This is a genomic window from Hymenobacter cavernae (genome assembly GCF_014641455.1).
In the GTDB taxonomy this organism is placed as follows: domain Bacteria; phylum Bacteroidota; class Bacteroidia; order Cytophagales; family Hymenobacteraceae; genus Hymenobacter; species Hymenobacter cavernae.
The window spans coordinates 862,881-879,034 of record NZ_BMHT01000001.1 but is presented as its reverse complement, the minus strand read 5'-3'; the positions used below and the strand labels follow the sequence as shown (position 1 = coordinate 879,034).

Genomic DNA, 16,154 nt, shown 5'->3' with positions numbered 1-16,154 from the left:
AGAGGCGGCTCCACCGGAGCCGCCTCTTTTCACTTAAAGAGCTATCTGCCTACAAACTAGTAGTTAGAGTCTGTGTTCGTGGTGTTGGTCGTACCTGTTTGGGTAGTACCTGTGTTCGTGGTGCCGCTGGTTGGGATTTGCTCCACGTCCACTTCCGTTTTGCGCACCGTGTCGTGAATGGTTTCTTCACGCTCGGTTACTTCTTTGCCTAGCGTTACTTCTTCCACCACGCGAGCTTCTTTGCCTACTACGGCACGCTCAGCACTTTCCGTGATTTCCACGTTGCCTTCTTTGAAAGCCGCGAAGTCAGCTTCAGTAGCTGGGCGGTTTACGGGGTTGCGTTGCACCGTTACGTGCTCTTCGCGCAAACGTACGCTGGCTTCTACCGGGCGCTCTACAATACGGCTGCGCAGACGAGCACCGCCGGTTTGCTCTACCCGCTTACCTACTTGCAGGTTTTCCTCAATCACCTGAGCCGATACCTGGCCTTCAGCATTGGTTGTAGTACCTGTGTTAGCAGTCAGGTTATTAGCCTGATAGCCAGATTGACTAGCGCGCTCATCTACGTCTACGGCACCGGCGGCGTCCAGAATTTCGGCGGCGCGGTGAGCGTTTTCAGCCGAGCTTACGTGCACCGTCACGATAGAACCCGTGTTGCGAGCTACGTGGGTATAGCGCTGTGCATCATCGTCGTCATCGCCACCAAACAGGCTGCTGAAGAAGCCGCTTACTTTATCACCGCCACGACCGGCAGCGTCGGCAGCACCTTCCGTGAGCGTGCCGCTTGTGTTCTGGTAATCAGATGGGTCGCGGTCGGCGCCCGTTGAGGCAGCGCTGTTGTAATAATTACCGCGGTTGCCGCCTTGCGACGATTGGGCTACATCTACGCTGTCCAGGCTGAAGCCAGCAGCGGCGAGTTGTTGAGCAGCTTGCTGCGCCTCGGCAGCGGTGTCGAAAAATCCTACTACGGTCTGAGCCATGATTTCTGAAGTTTTAAGTTAGGGTTTGGGAGAGTTAAAAAAGGGAGAACTGAAAAAGAGTACTATGAAAAAGCTTGTGAGTTAGACCGGTGCCGGTCCGGTAGGAGCAGTAGCCGGAGCATCATCCGGGGAGATACGCTCCACGCTGATTTCTTCTTTGCGCAGCACGACTTGCTGCGTTTCCAGGGTTTCGACCCGGCGTTTGGTGACGTGCAACTCTTCCACGACCAGCAGTCGTTTCACGAGCACCTCGCGCACCACTGGGATGATGGTCACGTCGCCTTCCTGCCGCACGGTGGGTACCGTGTCGACGTACTGGTTGCGGGCCACGCGCTCCACGCTGACTTCCTCGTGCACGAGCGGTACCACGGCGGCTTCCGGGGCTTCGTTCACCGTTTTGGTAATCCGCACTCGCCCGGTTTCCACCACTTCGCGCCCGATGCGCATGTACTCCTCAATCACGGGAATCGTCACCTTTTCCGGCTCCGTAGGCGAAATACGCTGCGGGTCTGGTGCGGCCTGTTGACCAAAATCCTGGGAGGAATTCATTGATTATAACTTATTATCAAATGGTTGTGTGAGTGCTATACGACCTGCTGAATGGGAGGTTGTAGTGGAGCTAGCCTAGGGTTCGGCCCGAACGGCAATTCGCAAGCAGGGAAATGCCGCCGGAAAATGGGCCTGTTTATGACCCGGTAAATTCCAACCGTACTTATATAGAAGCAGGCAAAGCACAGGTGCTTTTTAGCCTCAACTCAAGCGAAAAATCAACCCCAAACAGGGAGCATAAACCTAGGTTGGAGGGGCGCTTTTTGCCCGGAATTATGTACAAAAAAAGCGCTGCCAAAGCTGGCAGCGCTTTCCAAAAATGAGCGGTTGGCAGACCTAGGCTAGCTGCAACTGCGCCAACTGCTTGCTGATAAAGTCAAGCTCTTCAGCCGACAGCTTCACGTCGATAGCCTTGGCGTTCTGAGTGGCCTGGTCGGCGTTGCGGGCACCTACCAGCGCTACCGTAATGCCGGGCTGCTCGATAGTCCAGCGCAGGACCACCTGCGACAACGTGGCGTTCTTGCTCTCGGCCAGCGGCCGGATCTTGTCGAGGAAGCCGTTGATGCGCGTCAGGTTTTCGCCCGAAAACAACGGATTATTCTTGCGCAGGTCGCCTTCGCCAAACTGGTAGCCGGGCGTGATTTTGCCCGTGAGCAAACCTAGCTGCATGGGGCTGTAGGCCAGAATAGCTTTGTTGTGCTCTAAGCAGTACGGCACTACGTCCTGCTCGATGTCACGCTTCACCATGCTGTAGGGCACCTGGTTGGAAGCTAGCTTCACTACCTTTTCGGCTTCCTGCATCTGTTCCACTGAGTAGTTACTAACGCCTACGGCGCGCACCTTGCCCTGCTCGATCAGCTTGGCCACGGCACCCATCGTGTCGGCAATGGGCGTGGTGATGTCGGGCCAGTGGATCTGGTAGAGGTCGATGTAGTCGGTGCCGAGGCGGCGCAGGCTGTCTTCGCACTCTTTGATGATGCTTTCCGGCGCCGCGTACTTGTACACGTCGAGGTCGTGGCCGCTGTTGTCTTTGGTTTTGAAGCCAAAGTCGCCTTTAGCCAAGTCCCAACGCATTCCGAACTTGGTCAGAACCTGCACTTTGTCGCGCGGTAAGCTCTTGATGGCCTCCCCCACAATTTCTTCGCTCAAGCCTTGCCCGTAGATCGGCGCAGTATCAATCGAAGTGACACCTAGGTCGTAGGCGGCGTGAATGGCGCCCACGGCATCATTCTGCTCGGTACCGCCCCACATCCAGCCGCCGGCTGCCCAGCTGCCAAAGGTGATAACGGAAGTCTTGATGCCGGAGGCGCCTAATTCTTTGTATTCCATAAAAAGTGTTCTGAATGGTATTCTACGCAACCTAGGTTATTGTCCCTTGTTGGCGTTGGCCGAGTTTTTCTGCATGGTTTCGCTGTTGGTATTGCCAACGGCGCTGCCTTTTTTGTTAGGCGTGGTAGGTGCCATCTGGATTTTACCTTTGGGTGGCTGGGTGCTATTGTGGCCTTGGCCGCCTGAGCGCGTCACCTGGCCCGGAGTGGTTTTGGACACGCCTTTGGTGCCGCCGCCGGGCGTGTAGTTGCCTTTGGAAGTAGTTGGAGCAGAGGTGCCGCCGCCGGTGGTGCTGCTGCCGGAGCCGCCAGTGGTGCTGCCAGTATTTTGGCTGCCCGCATTTTGGGCGGCGGCCGTGCTGATGGTAGCAGCCAGAGCGGCTACCAGTACGAGTGCTGTTTTCATAACGAAGAGGGTGAGGAACAGGAAGAATGGTGCTGGGCAGTAGCGCCCGCGCCCACAGGCTTACGGCGAACCGGCAGCGCGCGTTTAAAGGCTAGGCTTACTGCTCCTCAGAGCTGTGCCTAAGATGAATTCGCAAGCTGAACCGTGCGCCCGAACCTAGGTTCTGCCGCTAGCAACCGCACTACAACCGCGCGAGCAAACTTTTCGGGCCGGAAAACGCTTTTGCAGTCAAAACCTATCGTAAGATGAAAGTAGAAATCTGGTCTGATATCATGTGTCCGTTTTGCTACATCGGCAAGCGGAAATTCGAGAATGCGCTCAAGCAATTCGCTGACCGCGAAACGGTGGAAGTGAAATGGCGCAGCTTTGAGCTGGACCCCAACATGCAAGCCGTGCCGGGCCAGAGCATTCACGAGATGCTGGCCGAGCGCAAGGGCGTTTCGGTGGAGGAAGGCAAACGAATGAACGACTACATGGGCAACGTAGCCGCCGAAGTGGGCCTGCACTACGACTTCGACCGCATGATTCCGACGAACACGTTTCTGGCGCACCGCTTCCTGCACCTGGCTTCCGCGCACGGCTTGCAAGATGCGGGCGAAGAGCGGGTATTCGCAGCGTATTTCGCGGAAGGCAAAAACGTGGGTGACCTGGCTACCCTGGCGCAGCTCGGCGCCGAAATTGGCCTGGATGCCGCCGAGGTAACCCGCACCCTCGAAACCGACGCCTACACCCAGCAAGTGCGCTTGGATGAGTACGAAGCCCAGCAGGTAGGCGCCCGTGGTGTGCCGTTTTTCGTGTTCAACGACAAGTACGCCGTGTCGGGGGCGCAGCCGACCGAGCTATTCCTGGAAGTGCTGGAAAAAGTGCGGAGCGAGGAAAAGCCCGTGGTAGTGGCCGGCCAGGCTGGGGCCGCCTGCGACGTCGACGGTAATTGCTAAGCCGCTGATTCTGTTAAAACAAGAAGCGCTACCCCGGCCGGGGTAGCGCTTCTTGTTTTTGCCAGTACTCTGAATAAACACTAATAATTAAGGATAAACTATCAGATCAAACACGAGGTCTACTAAGTGGGTGGGTTAATCAATAATCACTTTCTGGGCCTGCTGCTGGCCATCGGCGGTGCGCAGAATGAGTTGGTAGAGCCCTTGTGCCAAGCTAGGTGCCTGCACCGGAACCTGGTTGGTGCCGGCTCGCAACGATACATCCTTCTGGTGCACCTGGCGACCTAGGCCATCAGTGAGCGTAAGCGTACCCGTTTGGGCCGACTTAGCAGCGTATTCCAGCGTGAAGGCGCCTTGCGTGGGGTTCGGATACACCCGCATGGCGGCATCGGAGTTTTTGGCCGCTGTGGAAGCTAGCACCGCCGTGCCAGCACAGGCGGTAGTTGTCGTCATGGAGCCGCGGCCGGTGCCGTCAAAGTGCTCATCCTTAATAAGGTTGGCCGAGTTAACCATGTTCATGTTGCACACCAGCGTGTTGAAAGAGCCGGTGTTGAGGTACAAGGCGTTGTCGCAATTGACGGCTGTGTTGTTCTGGAAGATCGTACCGAGTACGGCCGGAACCTGCTGGTCGATGTAGTTGCTCAGCGGGTGATACTCTAGGTAGTTGAGGTAGCCTTCAGGGAAAGACGCATCCACGATGGCCGGTACGTTCGGCGAGTGGGCGGTGAGCTTGTTGTTGCGCACTTCCAGGTTCAGCACCGACGAGCCAAAGCTCTGGGGTTGAATATGCTGCACCGTGTGTACTCCGATGAATACCCCGTTGGAACCATCCAGGTTGGCCACGTCGTTGCCGATGATCTGGTTGTTGTACATGGGCAGGAACTCCTGCGGAACACCGGCACTGGAGTTGTCGATTTGCCAAGGCGTCAGGTCGATGGAACCGCTGTTGATGAGCTTGTTATTAACAATGGCAACTTCCAGGGTCGCATTCTGGTAGAGCGTGATGCCGCGGCGGTTGCCTTCCATCACGTTGTCCTTGATCAGCCAGTTGCGCGAGCCCCAGTTGAAGATGGCGTAGTGGCTGCCGGCGCCAGGCACGACATCCCAGGGCTTATCAACAGTCAGGGTGTTACCGTTGCTGCCCGTGATGGTGCGGAACTGGCCCATGCCTTTACCGCTCACGATGGTTACGACCGGCTTGCGCGTCCAGCGATTCCAGTTGCGGCTGTTGTCGCGCAAGGTAGTGGCGGTAGCTTCGCTCACCGAGCCCGCGTCTTCGTCGATGCGCATGCCGTGGCCGCCGCCGCCCTCGGCGATGATGGTTTCGCCGTCGTTGGAGTTCTGAGCCGGACCGTTGATAACTTTGAACAGGTTGTTGACAATGGCAACGTCCTCGGCAAAGTTTACTACCAGTACGTGGTTCGTGATGTTGGTGGGGTAGCGGGCGCTGCCGTCGCGGTACACGCGGTTGTTTTCGAATACGCCGTCGTGAGCTCCGTTCAGGTTGATGCCGTCCACGGCATAAGTCACGTTGTTATTAGCAATTACGAAGTTGCTGCAATCATTCAGCTGCAAGGGGCCGTGAAAACCGGCTTTGTCATCCACGCCCTGAGTGAAGTCGGAGTTGGTAATCACCACTTTGTCCGACTTAGCCCACCAGATCCAGTCACCGCGCTCCAGATCGAAGCGGATGCGCTGCATGAAAATCTCAGTGCCCTGGCCGGTCCAGTTCTGGATCCAGTGGCCCGATTCGTTCACGTTAACCATGCTCAGATCGGCCAGACCCGACTGCTGCTTGTTGTCCCACACCATGCCCCATTTGTCGGGGGCTGGCGTGCCGTAGCCAAACTTGATGATCGTCCGATCTTTGCCGGCACCTTGCAGCGTCACGCGGTTTTGCATGTACAGGCACAAGCCGTACTCCGGGGCTAGCTTGTAGGTTCCCTCCGGCAAATAAACGATGCCGCCGCCATCGGCCCCGGCCTTGTCGATGGCCTCCTGAATGGCAGCCTGGTCGTTCTGCTGGCCGTTGCCGGTTGCGCGCCGGCTAAGCCGCGAGTCGGTTTTTACGTTATAAACGTTGTTATAATAGTTGAGCTTCGTCGCCCACGGCACACCTAGGTTGAAGTAGTCGGTGCCGCCCTGAATGGCAGTTATCGTCTGGGTAATCTTGGTTTCGCCCGTGCCGCCGCCGTGTCCGTTGGTCACGAATACGTCGTAGCGTGTGCCGGGCTGGAGCGACGTAGGCACGGTCACTTTCAGCGTGTAAGCGTCGCTCTGACCTGGATCTACGTTGACCGTGCCCCCGCCGGAACCGCCGTTTTGCGCCACAAAGCGCACCTGCGGATTGGCCCCCGCCAGCTTCAGGTTGCGCCCGAAAATGCGCAAAGAGCCGCCCGGCGTCACTTCCGGCGAATCGAAGTGCATGCCCTGCGCCCGGTTGACATAAACGCTGGCGCTGCGCTGCCCACCGTCCTCTACCCACACCTGGTAGATATCGTGACTAACGTTGGTCGGCACCTGCACAGTGGTCTGGCCCGCACTATGAATCAGAACCGGCATCGGAATGCCTGCGGAAGAAGTGCCAGGGGCCAGGTAGGCTTTGGCGTTCGCCCCGAAATGACCTTGTAGGCTAATGGCGTCGCCGGGCTGCGCGCTCGGGCTGGCGTTGAAAATGGCAGCCTGTGCCACCGCCTGCTGCCGGATGCCTAGGCTGCCCAGCAGCGCCAGCGTCATTACGGCCGATGTATAATTCCTCCCCAGGAACCTGGCTCCGCGGTTGGTGGAAGTTGCATGAACCTGCGCAAGAACAGGCTTGGGCTTTCCTGTTATAAGTCTAGTTACTTTAGATAATGCAAAAGCACGGAAAAACGCAAAGTCGTAGTTGTTCCTCATAGAACGTGGTCTGGAATGTAACACAAGAAAATCGCGAAGCACAAGCACCGGGTAGCTAGGATTAGTATTGAATATATCCTAGGTGGGCCATGGCTGGTGGATAGCAATTAGTCGACCAGTTTAATACAAGAATTAAATTTATAACCGCCTGAGCCTAGGCCCAATGCCTCTGCTGTATATCAAAGATGGGTGTTGCTATTGAGTATTTTATTATATATAAAATACTGATAAACAAGATATTGCAAAAACATATAAAAATTTATATTTATCTTATTATTATATTGTCAAAAGATATAATCCATGAATATACAGGTGGGTTGTTATTAATATTGTTATATATCTTAGCTAGAAATAACAAATGATTTTTGTACACACTTTTATGACTAACTGGGTAATCGTATTCATCCTATATTAATTTGAGTACGACGTGCGACTATAAGCTGAGTGAACCGGGAATAATTAAATAGGCGTACTTGAATTATAGGGAAATTCATGCAAGCTGAACGGCTGTTTGCATAGTTTGTAAGCCGGCCAGGTAGTAAGAAATAAGCAGGCGCCGCTGATAGTCTGCTGGTTACCCAACCTAGGTAGTCGCCGTCGGTGGGCTGCTGCGGCAAGCAGGCGCCAACGGAGCCGGCTACTCAGACCTAGGTTATGGCCGCTCAAGCAGCGGATGTTAGGCGGAACTGCGGCCGACATTATGTGGCAGCCAAAAGCCAGCCTTCCCGTATCTTTACTTTCTACGCTCGCTTATTCTGCCTTCTCCTATGTCGTTACCAATGTCCGCGCCTGGGCAACCCGCCGCGCTGCTACCTGAAGATTACCAGCAGAAAATAAAACAGGTATTTGCCGAAGTCGGTAAGGTGGTGGTGGGCCAGCAATACATGGTCAATCGGCTGCTGATCGGGCTGTTTACGGGCGGTCACATCTTGCTGGAAGGCGTGCCGGGCCTGGCAAAAACACTGACGATCAGTACCTTGTCGAAGGTGCTGTATCTGCCGTTTCAGCGGGTGCAGTTCACGCCCGACCTGTTGCCCTCCGACTTAGTGGGCACCATGATTTACAACCAGACCCAATCGGTGTTTGAAGTCAAGAAAGGGCCGATTTTCTCGAACCTGGTGCTGGCCGATGAAGTGAACCGCTCGCCGGCCAAGGTGCAAAGCGCCCTGCTGGAAGCCATGCAGGAAAAGCAGGTGACCATTGGGGAGACAACCTACCCGCTCGACTTGCCTTTCCTGGTGCTGGCTACCCAAAACCCCGTGGAGCAGGAGGGAACCTACCCGCTGCCCGAAGCGCAGGTCGACCGCTTCATGATGAAGATCTACGTGGACTACCTCAAGAAAACCGACGAGCTGGAGGTGATGCGCCGTATGGCCAACCTGAGCTACGTCGGCGACGTAAGCCCCGTGCTGACGAAGGAAGATATCTTCGGAATCCGCGGCCTAATTAACCAAGTGCAGATTTCGGAGACGCTGGAAAAGTACATCATCGAGTTGGTGTTCGCCACCCGCAAGCCCGCCGACTACGACCTGGCCGAGTTTGCGCAGTACGTGCAGTTTGGCGTGAGTCCAAGGGCTAGCATTGCCCTGCATCGCGCTGCCAAAGCTGTGGCCTTCTTCGACCAACGCGACTATGTGCTGCCCGAAGACATCAAGGAAGTAGCAAAAGATGTGCTCAACCACCGCATCCTGCTCAACTACGAAGCCGAAGCCGACGGCGTCCGCACCGCTGACTTAATCGACGCCATTCTGCGCAAAGTGCCGATTAGCTAGAGCTACTTAGTAGCTGAGCAAAAGTCGTTGTCATCCTGAGCTTGCGAAGAACCTTCCTCAACTAAGCGTAAAGCTTTCTTAAACGCGAAAAGCTCTTAATTATCCGATAAGGTTGATTAAGAGCCTTTTGCGTTTAGCTAGGTTTGTCGCTAATCAGAGGGAGGTCCTTCGCAAGCTCAGGATGACAGGCGGGTTACTCAGCTACTCAGTTGCTTCGATAGAGCCATTTTAACGTCTTGAAAGCTAGGTAGGAAAGCCCGAAGGCCGGCACCGGTAGTTTGCTTGAAAGACCACACCAAGTACGCCGTAGAAGCTAGGTAGGAAAGCGTGTTGGCGGCAGCTGCGCCGCGAATACCGAAAGCTGGAATGAGGAGCCAACAGGCTGGTATCGTTACGCCCAGACCTAGGGTAGTAGCTAGGTTGTTGACACGGTATTGCCCGATGCCACCGAAATACGAGCTGCAAATCATGTTGATAGCCATAATGGCCACGCCGGGCGCCAGCAGCAGAATCACGGGGCGCGACGCGCCGAACTCGGGGCCGAATACTGCCACTAGTACTGCCGGCGGTAAGGCGCACAGCACCAGAACGGCTAGCACCGTAGCGAGCACCGAAAGCCTCGCCACGCGTAAGGTCGACGCCACCTGCGCCTGCTTATCGGTGGCATGTACCAGGTCGACGTACTGAATCAGGGCCGCGCTGCGCGGGATCAGCCAGATGGCCTCCGCCAGCGCCACCCCCACGGAAAGCACGCCCACGGCTCGCGCCCCCGTGTAGTGCGCCACGAAGTAGTAGCTCAGGCGGTAATTAATGAAAGACAGGATGTTGGAGAAATGTGCGCCCCGGCTATTGCTAGCCAGTTCGCGGGTGGTAGCGCGCAAAAGGTGGCCAGCTTCCCAACGGTCGGGCAGGCGGAGCAGCACCAGCCAGCTGAGTATCAGTGGCAGACCGTAAGCTAGGTAGGTGGCATAGTAGTAAGTAGTTACGGCGCGCCAGCTATAGCTTCCGGTAAAGGCTAGCAGCAGCAGGCCGGCCAGAATGGCTACCTGCAAAACCGTGAAGAGATTGTAGACGCCGTCCTTCTTGCGGCCCAGCAGCAGCAGCGTATTAATTGTGAAGAAAGCCTGCACAAGCGAAAGGCCCCACAAGTGACCTAGGTATGGCCAGCTGACTTGCCGTAGCAACCCGACCGCCGCAGTGCCTGCGGTGCAAACGACTGTCGCCCAGACATAAGCAGGCACCAGCAGCGACCAGATGCTGTGCTTCGGGGCCAGGTAAATCAGCGACGAGCCCCCCAGGAACCCGATGAACAGCAGCAGCACCGCGCAATCCGTCACGAACAGGCTCACGGCGCCGCGGCCGGCAGCACCTAGGTAGCGCGCCGTGAGCCACACGATAGCGAAGCTGAGCAGGGCGGTAGCAAGCCGGGTAGCAAAGTTGTGCAGGATACGACGCACCATAGCGCTAAGATGCGACAGAATAAAGGGCATTGCCTAGCACCTGCGCGTACAAGGCGGCAAACTGCTGGCCCACCCGCGCCGGGCTGCAACGCACAATGGCATCGGCGCGCAGCTGGGTTGGGTCGAAATGGGTCGTGTTGGTCAGCACAGCTAGCAGCGCGTCGTGCAGGGCAGTTTCGTCATCCGGGTTGACTAGCAAGCCGAAAGTGCCTTCCGGCTGAAATAGCTCGGGCACGCCACCCGTGCGCGTCGCTACCACCGGTCGGCCGCAGGCCCTAGCTTCGAGCAGCACGCAGCCAAAGGTTTCGGCGCGGCTGAAGGAAACCAAAGCGCGGGCCCGCTGCATCTCAGCGGCTACTACTGCGTGCGGCAGCTTACCGAGAAAGGTAACCGTGCCCGACGTGAGCAGACCTAGCGCGTGGGCTTGCTGGTGCAGCGCCTGCTCATCCGGACCGTAGCCGGCAATGCGCAAGCGCAGGTCCGGGACCGTAGCCCGGAGTTGTGCTACCACCCGCAGCACCCCCGAAATATTCTTCACCGCATCATGAAACGCCGAGATATGAAGTAGGGTAGGAGCATCGGTCGGCAAATTGGGACAAAACAGCTCGGTGTCTACCACGTTGGCAATAACGGTGGTGTAGTCAGTTGTGAACCCTAGCTGCTGCATCGCCCAACCTAGTCCTTTCGATACCGTGTGGAGTGCCCGCGCCCGGCGGACCACCGCCCGCGTCAGCCAGTGTCGCAGCCAACTGATGCCAGCGGCACGTTCGGGCAAATACAAGGTCCAGTGCTCCGTGACAACATACGGAATGTGGTGCTGGAGTTTCAGCCACCACGCAAACAAGCCGGTGCGCAGCAGCACATGCACATGGGCAAGCTCCGGCGGTCCGCCCCAATGCCGCACCAGTTGCTGGTAGCCCTGCCTTAAGCACCAGAAATACAGCAGCAGCTTAAGCACTTTGTCCAGTGGACCTAGCCCTATGGGGCGAGCCCGGTAATAATAGCGCAGCGTAGGCACTGCGTTATCTAGGTCAGCATCGCACACCGTCCAGGTAGGAAGCGGCTCATGAGCCACAGTAGCAAATAGCACGGCCACCTGGGCGTGAGGTGCAATGGCAGCAACGTGCCGGGCCACGAAGTCACCATCCTGGTCGTCGTAGCGGTGGGGGTACCACTTGGGCAACATTAGCACGCGGGACTTGCTCATCGTAGGCGCAAGCTAAGCGTTTCGGGCTATCAGCCGAACACAGCACGGAGGTAAACAAAAAAGGAGCCCCCGCCGAGACTCCTTTTGATAACATAAGAACAAAATAATTCACTTAGCTAGCTTAGTAGTCCGTGTTCTGCGGGTCGAAGTTGGTCCAGCCAGCTAGCCAGTTCTCACTCGAGTTGCCAGAGAAAGCACCGATGTAACCAACTTTCGTGAAGAAAGCATCAGTCAGCTTAGCGCTTGAGAAGTCGCCAGGCACCACCGGAGTAGTTGGTTTATCAGCCGACGTATAGACGATAGGCGACTGGGTGAGTGGCACAAAGCTAGGCGCCATTAGGCTGAACGCATTGGTCAGGCGCACCGCGTCGGCCGTAGCATATTGACGGCTAGCATTTGCACTCGCCTTGAGCCAGGTCAGGGGGCCAACGGCGCTACCCCAAACGGCGGAGTCAGCACTCATCGAGTTGTTAGGCGTTAGGTCGCCAGGGCCACCGCTACCACCGATGAAGATAATGTTGCGTTGTCCACCCACCGAGTTCGAGCCCGTCGGAGTGCCCGCAATGATGTTGTTCTTGAACTGGACACCACCGCTGGCAATGTTTGCGGCTGTCTTGGCATTGTCTACAAGCACTGCGGTTGGATAGCCCATCAGCACCGAGTTCATGATGCTAATGCTGGAGTTACGACGAATATGAGCACCCGCAATATACTGCGTGCTTATGCTGCCAACCCCGGTTGGGTTAATCAATGGACCAACAGCTGTGATGTTCGAGAATACCGGTGCCGTACGTGGCAGTGCGTCGCTAGCTCTATTATCGTTATCAGATTCAAAGGCTTTTGAACCCGATTGGTCAGCTGTTTGTGGATCGCGCAACGACACGGCAAACTGCACTTTGCCTGAGAAACCGTTATCGGTGTCAAAATCATCATCCCAAGTGCGGTGCGCTACTAAGTACTTCGCATTCACCGTGCCGCCAAACCACTCGTAAGCGTCGTCGCCGCTATAAGATACCTGAATGTGGTCGATGGTCGTGCCCGAGCCTATGCCAGCCATTGTAAGGCCGTTAATCTCGCTGCCTGGCGAAAGTGCTACGCCCCCAAACTCGATCCGCACGTACTGCAACGTACCTGAATTATCAGCAGGATCTTGACCGGCATAGCTGGACTGAATACCACCTTCCACGGTAGGCAGTTTACCATCAACTATATTATTCGCGGGAGCCTTACCGGCGAGAACAACTCCGCCCCAGTCACCATAGTTGCGTGCGCCTTTAGATTGGTTGGAGGTAAAGATAATGGGCTTCTGAGCTGTGCCCATAGCCATGATTTTAGCTCCTGGTTTAATAACTAGCGTACCCTTCGTGTCTTTGTCGCCTTTGATAACGGTGCCGGGCTCAATGGTGAGTGTAACGCCTTCTGCTACATACACGAAACCCTTCAGCAAGTAGCGGTTGGAAGCCGACCAAGTCGTATTCGCGGTGATATTCCCCTCTACTGTTGTGGTGGGTAGTTGGCTAACCGGCGTCGTTGGGGTATTGTCACCGCTGCCTACTACGTTAGGGGCAGGTGTAACAGCATCTTTTTGACAGGCGGCGAGGCCTAGCATCAACGAAGCAACCAGAGCCAGGGAGAAGGTATTCTTTTTCATACAAGAGTGAGTGAAACAGGCGAGAGTTAGAAAAGCGACCCTAGGTTATTAGGGCACCGGGACGCTAGCCGTGCGGGGCTCAATGTTGAAGCGCAGACCTAGGGTGTAGTAAGTGCCGCGGCGGTAGCCTTGCAGCGATGGGTCGCTGGACTGATACTTACCGTCGCGGTTGTAGTCCTGCACCAGGTTTACTTTCTGGTTTAGCAGGTCCTGAATGCCCGCGTTGATCGACAAACGGCTCGATACCGTTTTGGCCAGCGACAGGTCGACCGTGTGACGAGGCAGCTCTACTACGTCGGGGTAATCGTTGCTACCGGCAAACACGATGCGCGGGCCGAACACGTTGTAGAGGGCCGTGATCTGCCAGGTATTTTCGGGCGTTTGGTAGTAGAAACCGGCGTTGAAGGTGTACGGCGACTGGCCTTGCAGGGCCCGGTTGCCGTTCCAGGATACGAAGTTGTCGCCGAGCTTCACTTCGCTCTTAATCAATGCACCGTTAAACACCGCCGAGATATTCTTGAAGGCGCCCGTGCCAAAAGCATCATCCAGAAAGCCTAGACTCTTTTTTACGTCTACCTCTACTCCGTATGCGTTGGCGCTGGGAGCATTCAGGAAGGTATAGACTAAGTTGGTGGTCAGTACCACCGAGTTTTCAATCGGATTTTTGAAGTTTTTGTAGAAAGCTCCCACGTGAATGAGCTCACCGGTCGAAGGATAGAACTCGTAACGCAGGTCGAAATTATCGATGGTAGCGACCTTCAGCGGCGTATTAGGATTCACGTACAGCGAACCTAGGTTCAGGACGTTGAAATCGAAGTCGTAGTAGTAGAAGGGCGCGGCTTCGCGGAACTCAGGGCGGTTGAGGCTGCGGCCGTAGGAAGCGCGAACCAGGCTGCGCTCCGTGAAGTTGTAGCTTAGGTTAGCCGAAGGCAGTACGAAGTTGGTCGGTACATCTAGGTTAACTGGTACGCCGTTGATGCCGGTGGCAATCTTCTGAACGTTGCGCTCATAGCGAGCGCCAGTGAGCAACTTCAACTTGCTCGTGAAGGGAATATTGAAGCTCAGGTAAGCGGCTTCTAGTTCGTTGGAAGCTCCGTAGCGATAGGTCGAGTTTACGTCCTCGTCGACGCGAAAACCATTTTTGGCAATGTTCTCGGGAGCGAAGATGTTGCCTACGTCCTCGTTGAGTAGACGTGGGTCGCTGCCCTGGTTTAAGGAGTAACCAAAGGCGCGAGCGTTGAAGTGACGACGACGATACTCTAGGTACGTACCAGCTCCTATTTCTACGTCCCGTTCGGCCACGTTCACCTTGTGCTTCACATTGGCGTTGATCGTGAAGATGTGCTCGTCGAGATTCTGGTACAAGCGACCCGCGTTGTTCACATCGACACCACCCGCAGCTGGGGTCAGTGCAGTTTGTGTTTCGGGTGTGCCATCGGTGCTAGCCGGAGTTACAGAGTACGAGAGACGGCGCAGATCGGGCTCATTCCGGTTGGAGTAGCCATAGCCACCTACCCAGTCAAAGTGTGTTTTTTCCTTGTTGAAGCTGTGCGTACCCGCAAACTGGCCGGAGTAAGTTGTGCGGCCTTGATAACCCATCAAGTAGCTGCGGCGCGTTAGAGCACCCTCATTCGAAAAACCTTGACGTGTTACCTGCTGGTTGCGCGACTGTTGGTTGAACAAGTTGCGGAATTCCAGTCGGTCACCATTGTCCAGTACGTAGCTGAAGTTTTGGATGGCACCCAAGCGAATGTTTTGGGTCGACTGGTCGTCTTTGAATTGGTCGGTGCGGGCACCCGATACATCGGACAGGCTGCGGTCGATGTTGAAGCGGGTGAATGTGTTGGTGTAGTTCAGCGACGACACGCTCCCGATTTCTCGGTCCCCAATCTTGATTTGGTCGAAATACGACAAGTTCAAGCGCATGTCGGGCATGGCCTTCATCCGGTACATGCCGAAGGTATTCTCCAACTGCTTGGCGTAGAAATCACGTTCGTACTGCTGGTAGGCGGTAGTCAGCGTCGGGAAGCCGCGGGGGTACTCGCGCTTACGAGCACCGAAGCCAAAAGCATCACCAGCTTGAGCTTTATCGGTATAGAAGTCGTTGCCGGTGGTGCCATCGCGGTAACCGGCAACGTAGTTGATGTTCAGCACGCGCTCATTGTACACCGGCTTGCGCAGGTACACCTTCACCAAGCCACCGGCAAAGTCGCCGGGCAACTCGGGCGATGGATCTTTAAATATCAGTACCCGATCGAGTAGGGAGCTAGGTATAATGTCGAAGGAAAACGATTTGCGGTCCGTTTCTGAGCTAGGTGCCGTCACGTCGTTGAGCCACACATTATTATACCGGTCGCTGAGGCCCCGCACCTGGATAAAGCGGTTGTCGACGATTGTCACGCCAGGTATGCGGCGCACTACTTCGCCGGCATCGCGGTCCTGGGTTTTTACGATCTGCTCCGACGAAACGCCGCTGACGACCACATTGGCCTGCCGAATTTCGTTGATAACGGACACTTCCGTATTCGTGCGCCGTACGCCGGTCACGACTACGTCGTTAAGCTGTTTGCTGTCGGTTTTGAGCGTGGAGTTCAGGACCGTAGTTTTACCGGCCGTCACAACAACTTGCGGCAGCGTGCGGTTCTGGTACGAAACTGACGATATGATAACCGTATACTGACCCGCAGGCACATCGGTGATGGTGTAGTTGCCATCCGGATCCGTTTGCTGACCAAGCGTCGTTCCATCGAGCCGCACCGTACTGCCTACAATGGCCTCCTGCGTGCTCGCATCCGTAACTTTTCCCTTAATAATGCCTTTCTGAGCAAACCCTTGAGCAGCAGTAAAAAGACAAAGGAAAAATAAGACAAAAGCGGTTTTGAAGTAGATGTTTCCCATATCGGCAACAAAAGTACCGCAAGCCCATTAGCTCATTATTTCCCCTGTGTTATGTAATCATTACCTGCCT

The 16,154-nt window shown here is 55.7% G+C and carries 11 protein-coding genes; 2 read left to right on the top strand and 9 right to left on the bottom strand.

The features are described 5' to 3' along the window. Positions 1–56 precede the first annotated feature (56 nt). From IEX74_RS03700 to IEX74_RS03685, 4 genes are all read right to left on the bottom strand, one after another. Entirely contained in the window at positions 57–980 is a 924-nt protein-coding gene (locus IEX74_RS03700; protein WP_188811025.1) for a YsnF/AvaK domain-containing protein, read from the bottom strand. Positions 981–1,061: 81 nt separating this feature from the next. Continuing rightward, positions 1,062–1,529: a YsnF/AvaK domain-containing protein gene (locus IEX74_RS03695; protein ID WP_188811023.1), complete on the bottom strand. Its 468-nt coding sequence runs from the start codon at positions 1,527–1,529 to the stop codon at positions 1,062–1,064. A gap of 336 nt (positions 1,530–1,865) precedes the next feature. Further along, positions 1,866–2,858: an aldo/keto reductase gene (locus IEX74_RS03690; protein ID WP_188811021.1), complete on the bottom strand. Its 993-nt coding sequence runs from the start codon at positions 2,856–2,858 to the stop codon at positions 1,866–1,868. Between the two features lie 36 nt (positions 2,859–2,894). After that, a complete protein-coding gene (locus tag IEX74_RS03685) occupies positions 2,895–3,263 on the bottom strand; it encodes a hypothetical protein (protein ID WP_188811019.1) in 369 nt (122 codons plus the stop codon). Between the two features lie 245 nt (positions 3,264–3,508). Between IEX74_RS03685 and IEX74_RS03680 the strand changes: the two genes are divergently transcribed. Next, positions 3,509–4,201, top strand: coding sequence for a DsbA family oxidoreductase (locus IEX74_RS03680; protein WP_188811017.1), 693 nt, complete (start codon positions 3,509–3,511; stop codon positions 4,199–4,201). A gap of 135 nt (positions 4,202–4,336) precedes the next feature. On the opposite strand, the gene IEX74_RS03675 is transcribed toward IEX74_RS03680, so the two are convergent. Further along, the gene (locus IEX74_RS03675; RefSeq protein WP_188811015.1) at positions 4,337–6,937 is read right to left on the bottom strand and encodes a T9SS type A sorting domain-containing protein; all 2,601 of its coding nucleotides are present in this window, start codon (positions 6,935–6,937) and stop codon (positions 4,337–4,339) included. A 926-nt stretch (positions 6,938–7,863) separates the two neighbouring features. On the opposite strand from IEX74_RS03675, the gene IEX74_RS03670 reads away from it, so the two are divergent. Next, positions 7,864–8,868, top strand: a complete 1,005-nt coding sequence (locus tag IEX74_RS03670; RefSeq protein ID WP_373285522.1) for an AAA family ATPase — start codon at positions 7,864–7,866, stop codon at positions 8,866–8,868. Positions 8,869–9,065: 197 nt separating this feature from the next. Here IEX74_RS03670 and IEX74_RS03665 read toward each other — a convergent pair whose 3' ends face one another. From IEX74_RS03665 to IEX74_RS03650, 4 genes are all read right to left on the bottom strand, one after another. After that, a complete protein-coding gene (locus tag IEX74_RS03665; protein ID WP_188811013.1) occupies positions 9,066–10,328 on the bottom strand; it encodes a lipopolysaccharide biosynthesis protein in 1,263 nt (420 codons plus the stop codon). Between the two features lie 4 nt (positions 10,329–10,332). Beyond that, the gene (locus tag IEX74_RS03660) at positions 10,333–11,535 is read right to left on the bottom strand and encodes a glycosyltransferase (protein ID WP_188811011.1); all 1,203 of its coding nucleotides are present in this window, start codon (positions 11,533–11,535) and stop codon (positions 10,333–10,335) included. Positions 11,536–11,656: 121 nt separating this feature from the next. Further along, entirely contained in the window at positions 11,657–13,186 is a 1,530-nt protein-coding gene (locus tag IEX74_RS03655; RefSeq protein ID WP_188811009.1) for a beta-helix domain-containing protein, read from the bottom strand. 48 nt (positions 13,187–13,234) lie between these two features. Beyond that, positions 13,235–16,084: a TonB-dependent receptor gene (locus IEX74_RS03650; RefSeq protein ID WP_188811007.1), complete on the bottom strand. Its 2,850-nt coding sequence runs from the start codon at positions 16,082–16,084 to the stop codon at positions 13,235–13,237. Positions 16,085–16,154 lie beyond the last annotated feature (70 nt).

What these genes read in the sequence shown, in the direction of transcription:
- IEX74_RS03700 (WP_188811025.1), bottom strand. Translation starts at nt 980, where the DNA reads ATGGCTCAGACCGTAGTAGGATTTTTCGACACCGCTGCCGAGGCGCAG.
- IEX74_RS03695 (WP_188811023.1), bottom strand. Translation starts at nt 1,529, where the DNA reads ATGAATTCCTCCCAGGATTTTGGTCAACAGGCCGCACCAGACCCGCAG.
- IEX74_RS03690 (WP_188811021.1), bottom strand. Translation starts at nt 2,858, where the DNA reads ATGGAATACAAAGAATTAGGCGCCTCCGGCATCAAGACTTCCGTTATC.
- IEX74_RS03685 (WP_188811019.1), bottom strand. Translation starts at nt 3,263, where the DNA reads ATGAAAACAGCACTCGTACTGGTAGCCGCTCTGGCTGCTACCATCAGC.
- IEX74_RS03680 (WP_188811017.1), top strand. Translation starts at nt 3,509, where the DNA reads ATGAAAGTAGAAATCTGGTCTGATATCATGTGTCCGTTTTGCTACATC.
- IEX74_RS03675 (WP_188811015.1), bottom strand. Translation starts at nt 6,937, where the DNA reads ATGACGCTGGCGCTGCTGGGCAGCCTAGGCATCCGGCAGCAGGCGGTG.
- IEX74_RS03670 (WP_373285522.1), top strand. Translation starts at nt 7,864, where the DNA reads ATGTCGTTACCAATGTCCGCGCCTGGGCAACCCGCCGCGCTGCTACCT.
- IEX74_RS03665 (WP_188811013.1), bottom strand. Translation starts at nt 10,328, where the DNA reads ATGGTGCGTCGTATCCTGCACAACTTTGCTACCCGGCTTGCTACCGCC.
- IEX74_RS03660 (WP_188811011.1), bottom strand. Translation starts at nt 11,535, where the DNA reads ATGAGCAAGTCCCGCGTGCTAATGTTGCCCAAGTGGTACCCCCACCGC.
- IEX74_RS03655 (WP_188811009.1), bottom strand. Translation starts at nt 13,186, where the DNA reads ATGAAAAAGAATACCTTCTCCCTGGCTCTGGTTGCTTCGTTGATGCTA.
- IEX74_RS03650 (WP_188811007.1), bottom strand. Translation starts at nt 16,084, where the DNA reads ATGGGAAACATCTACTTCAAAACCGCTTTTGTCTTATTTTTCCTTTGT.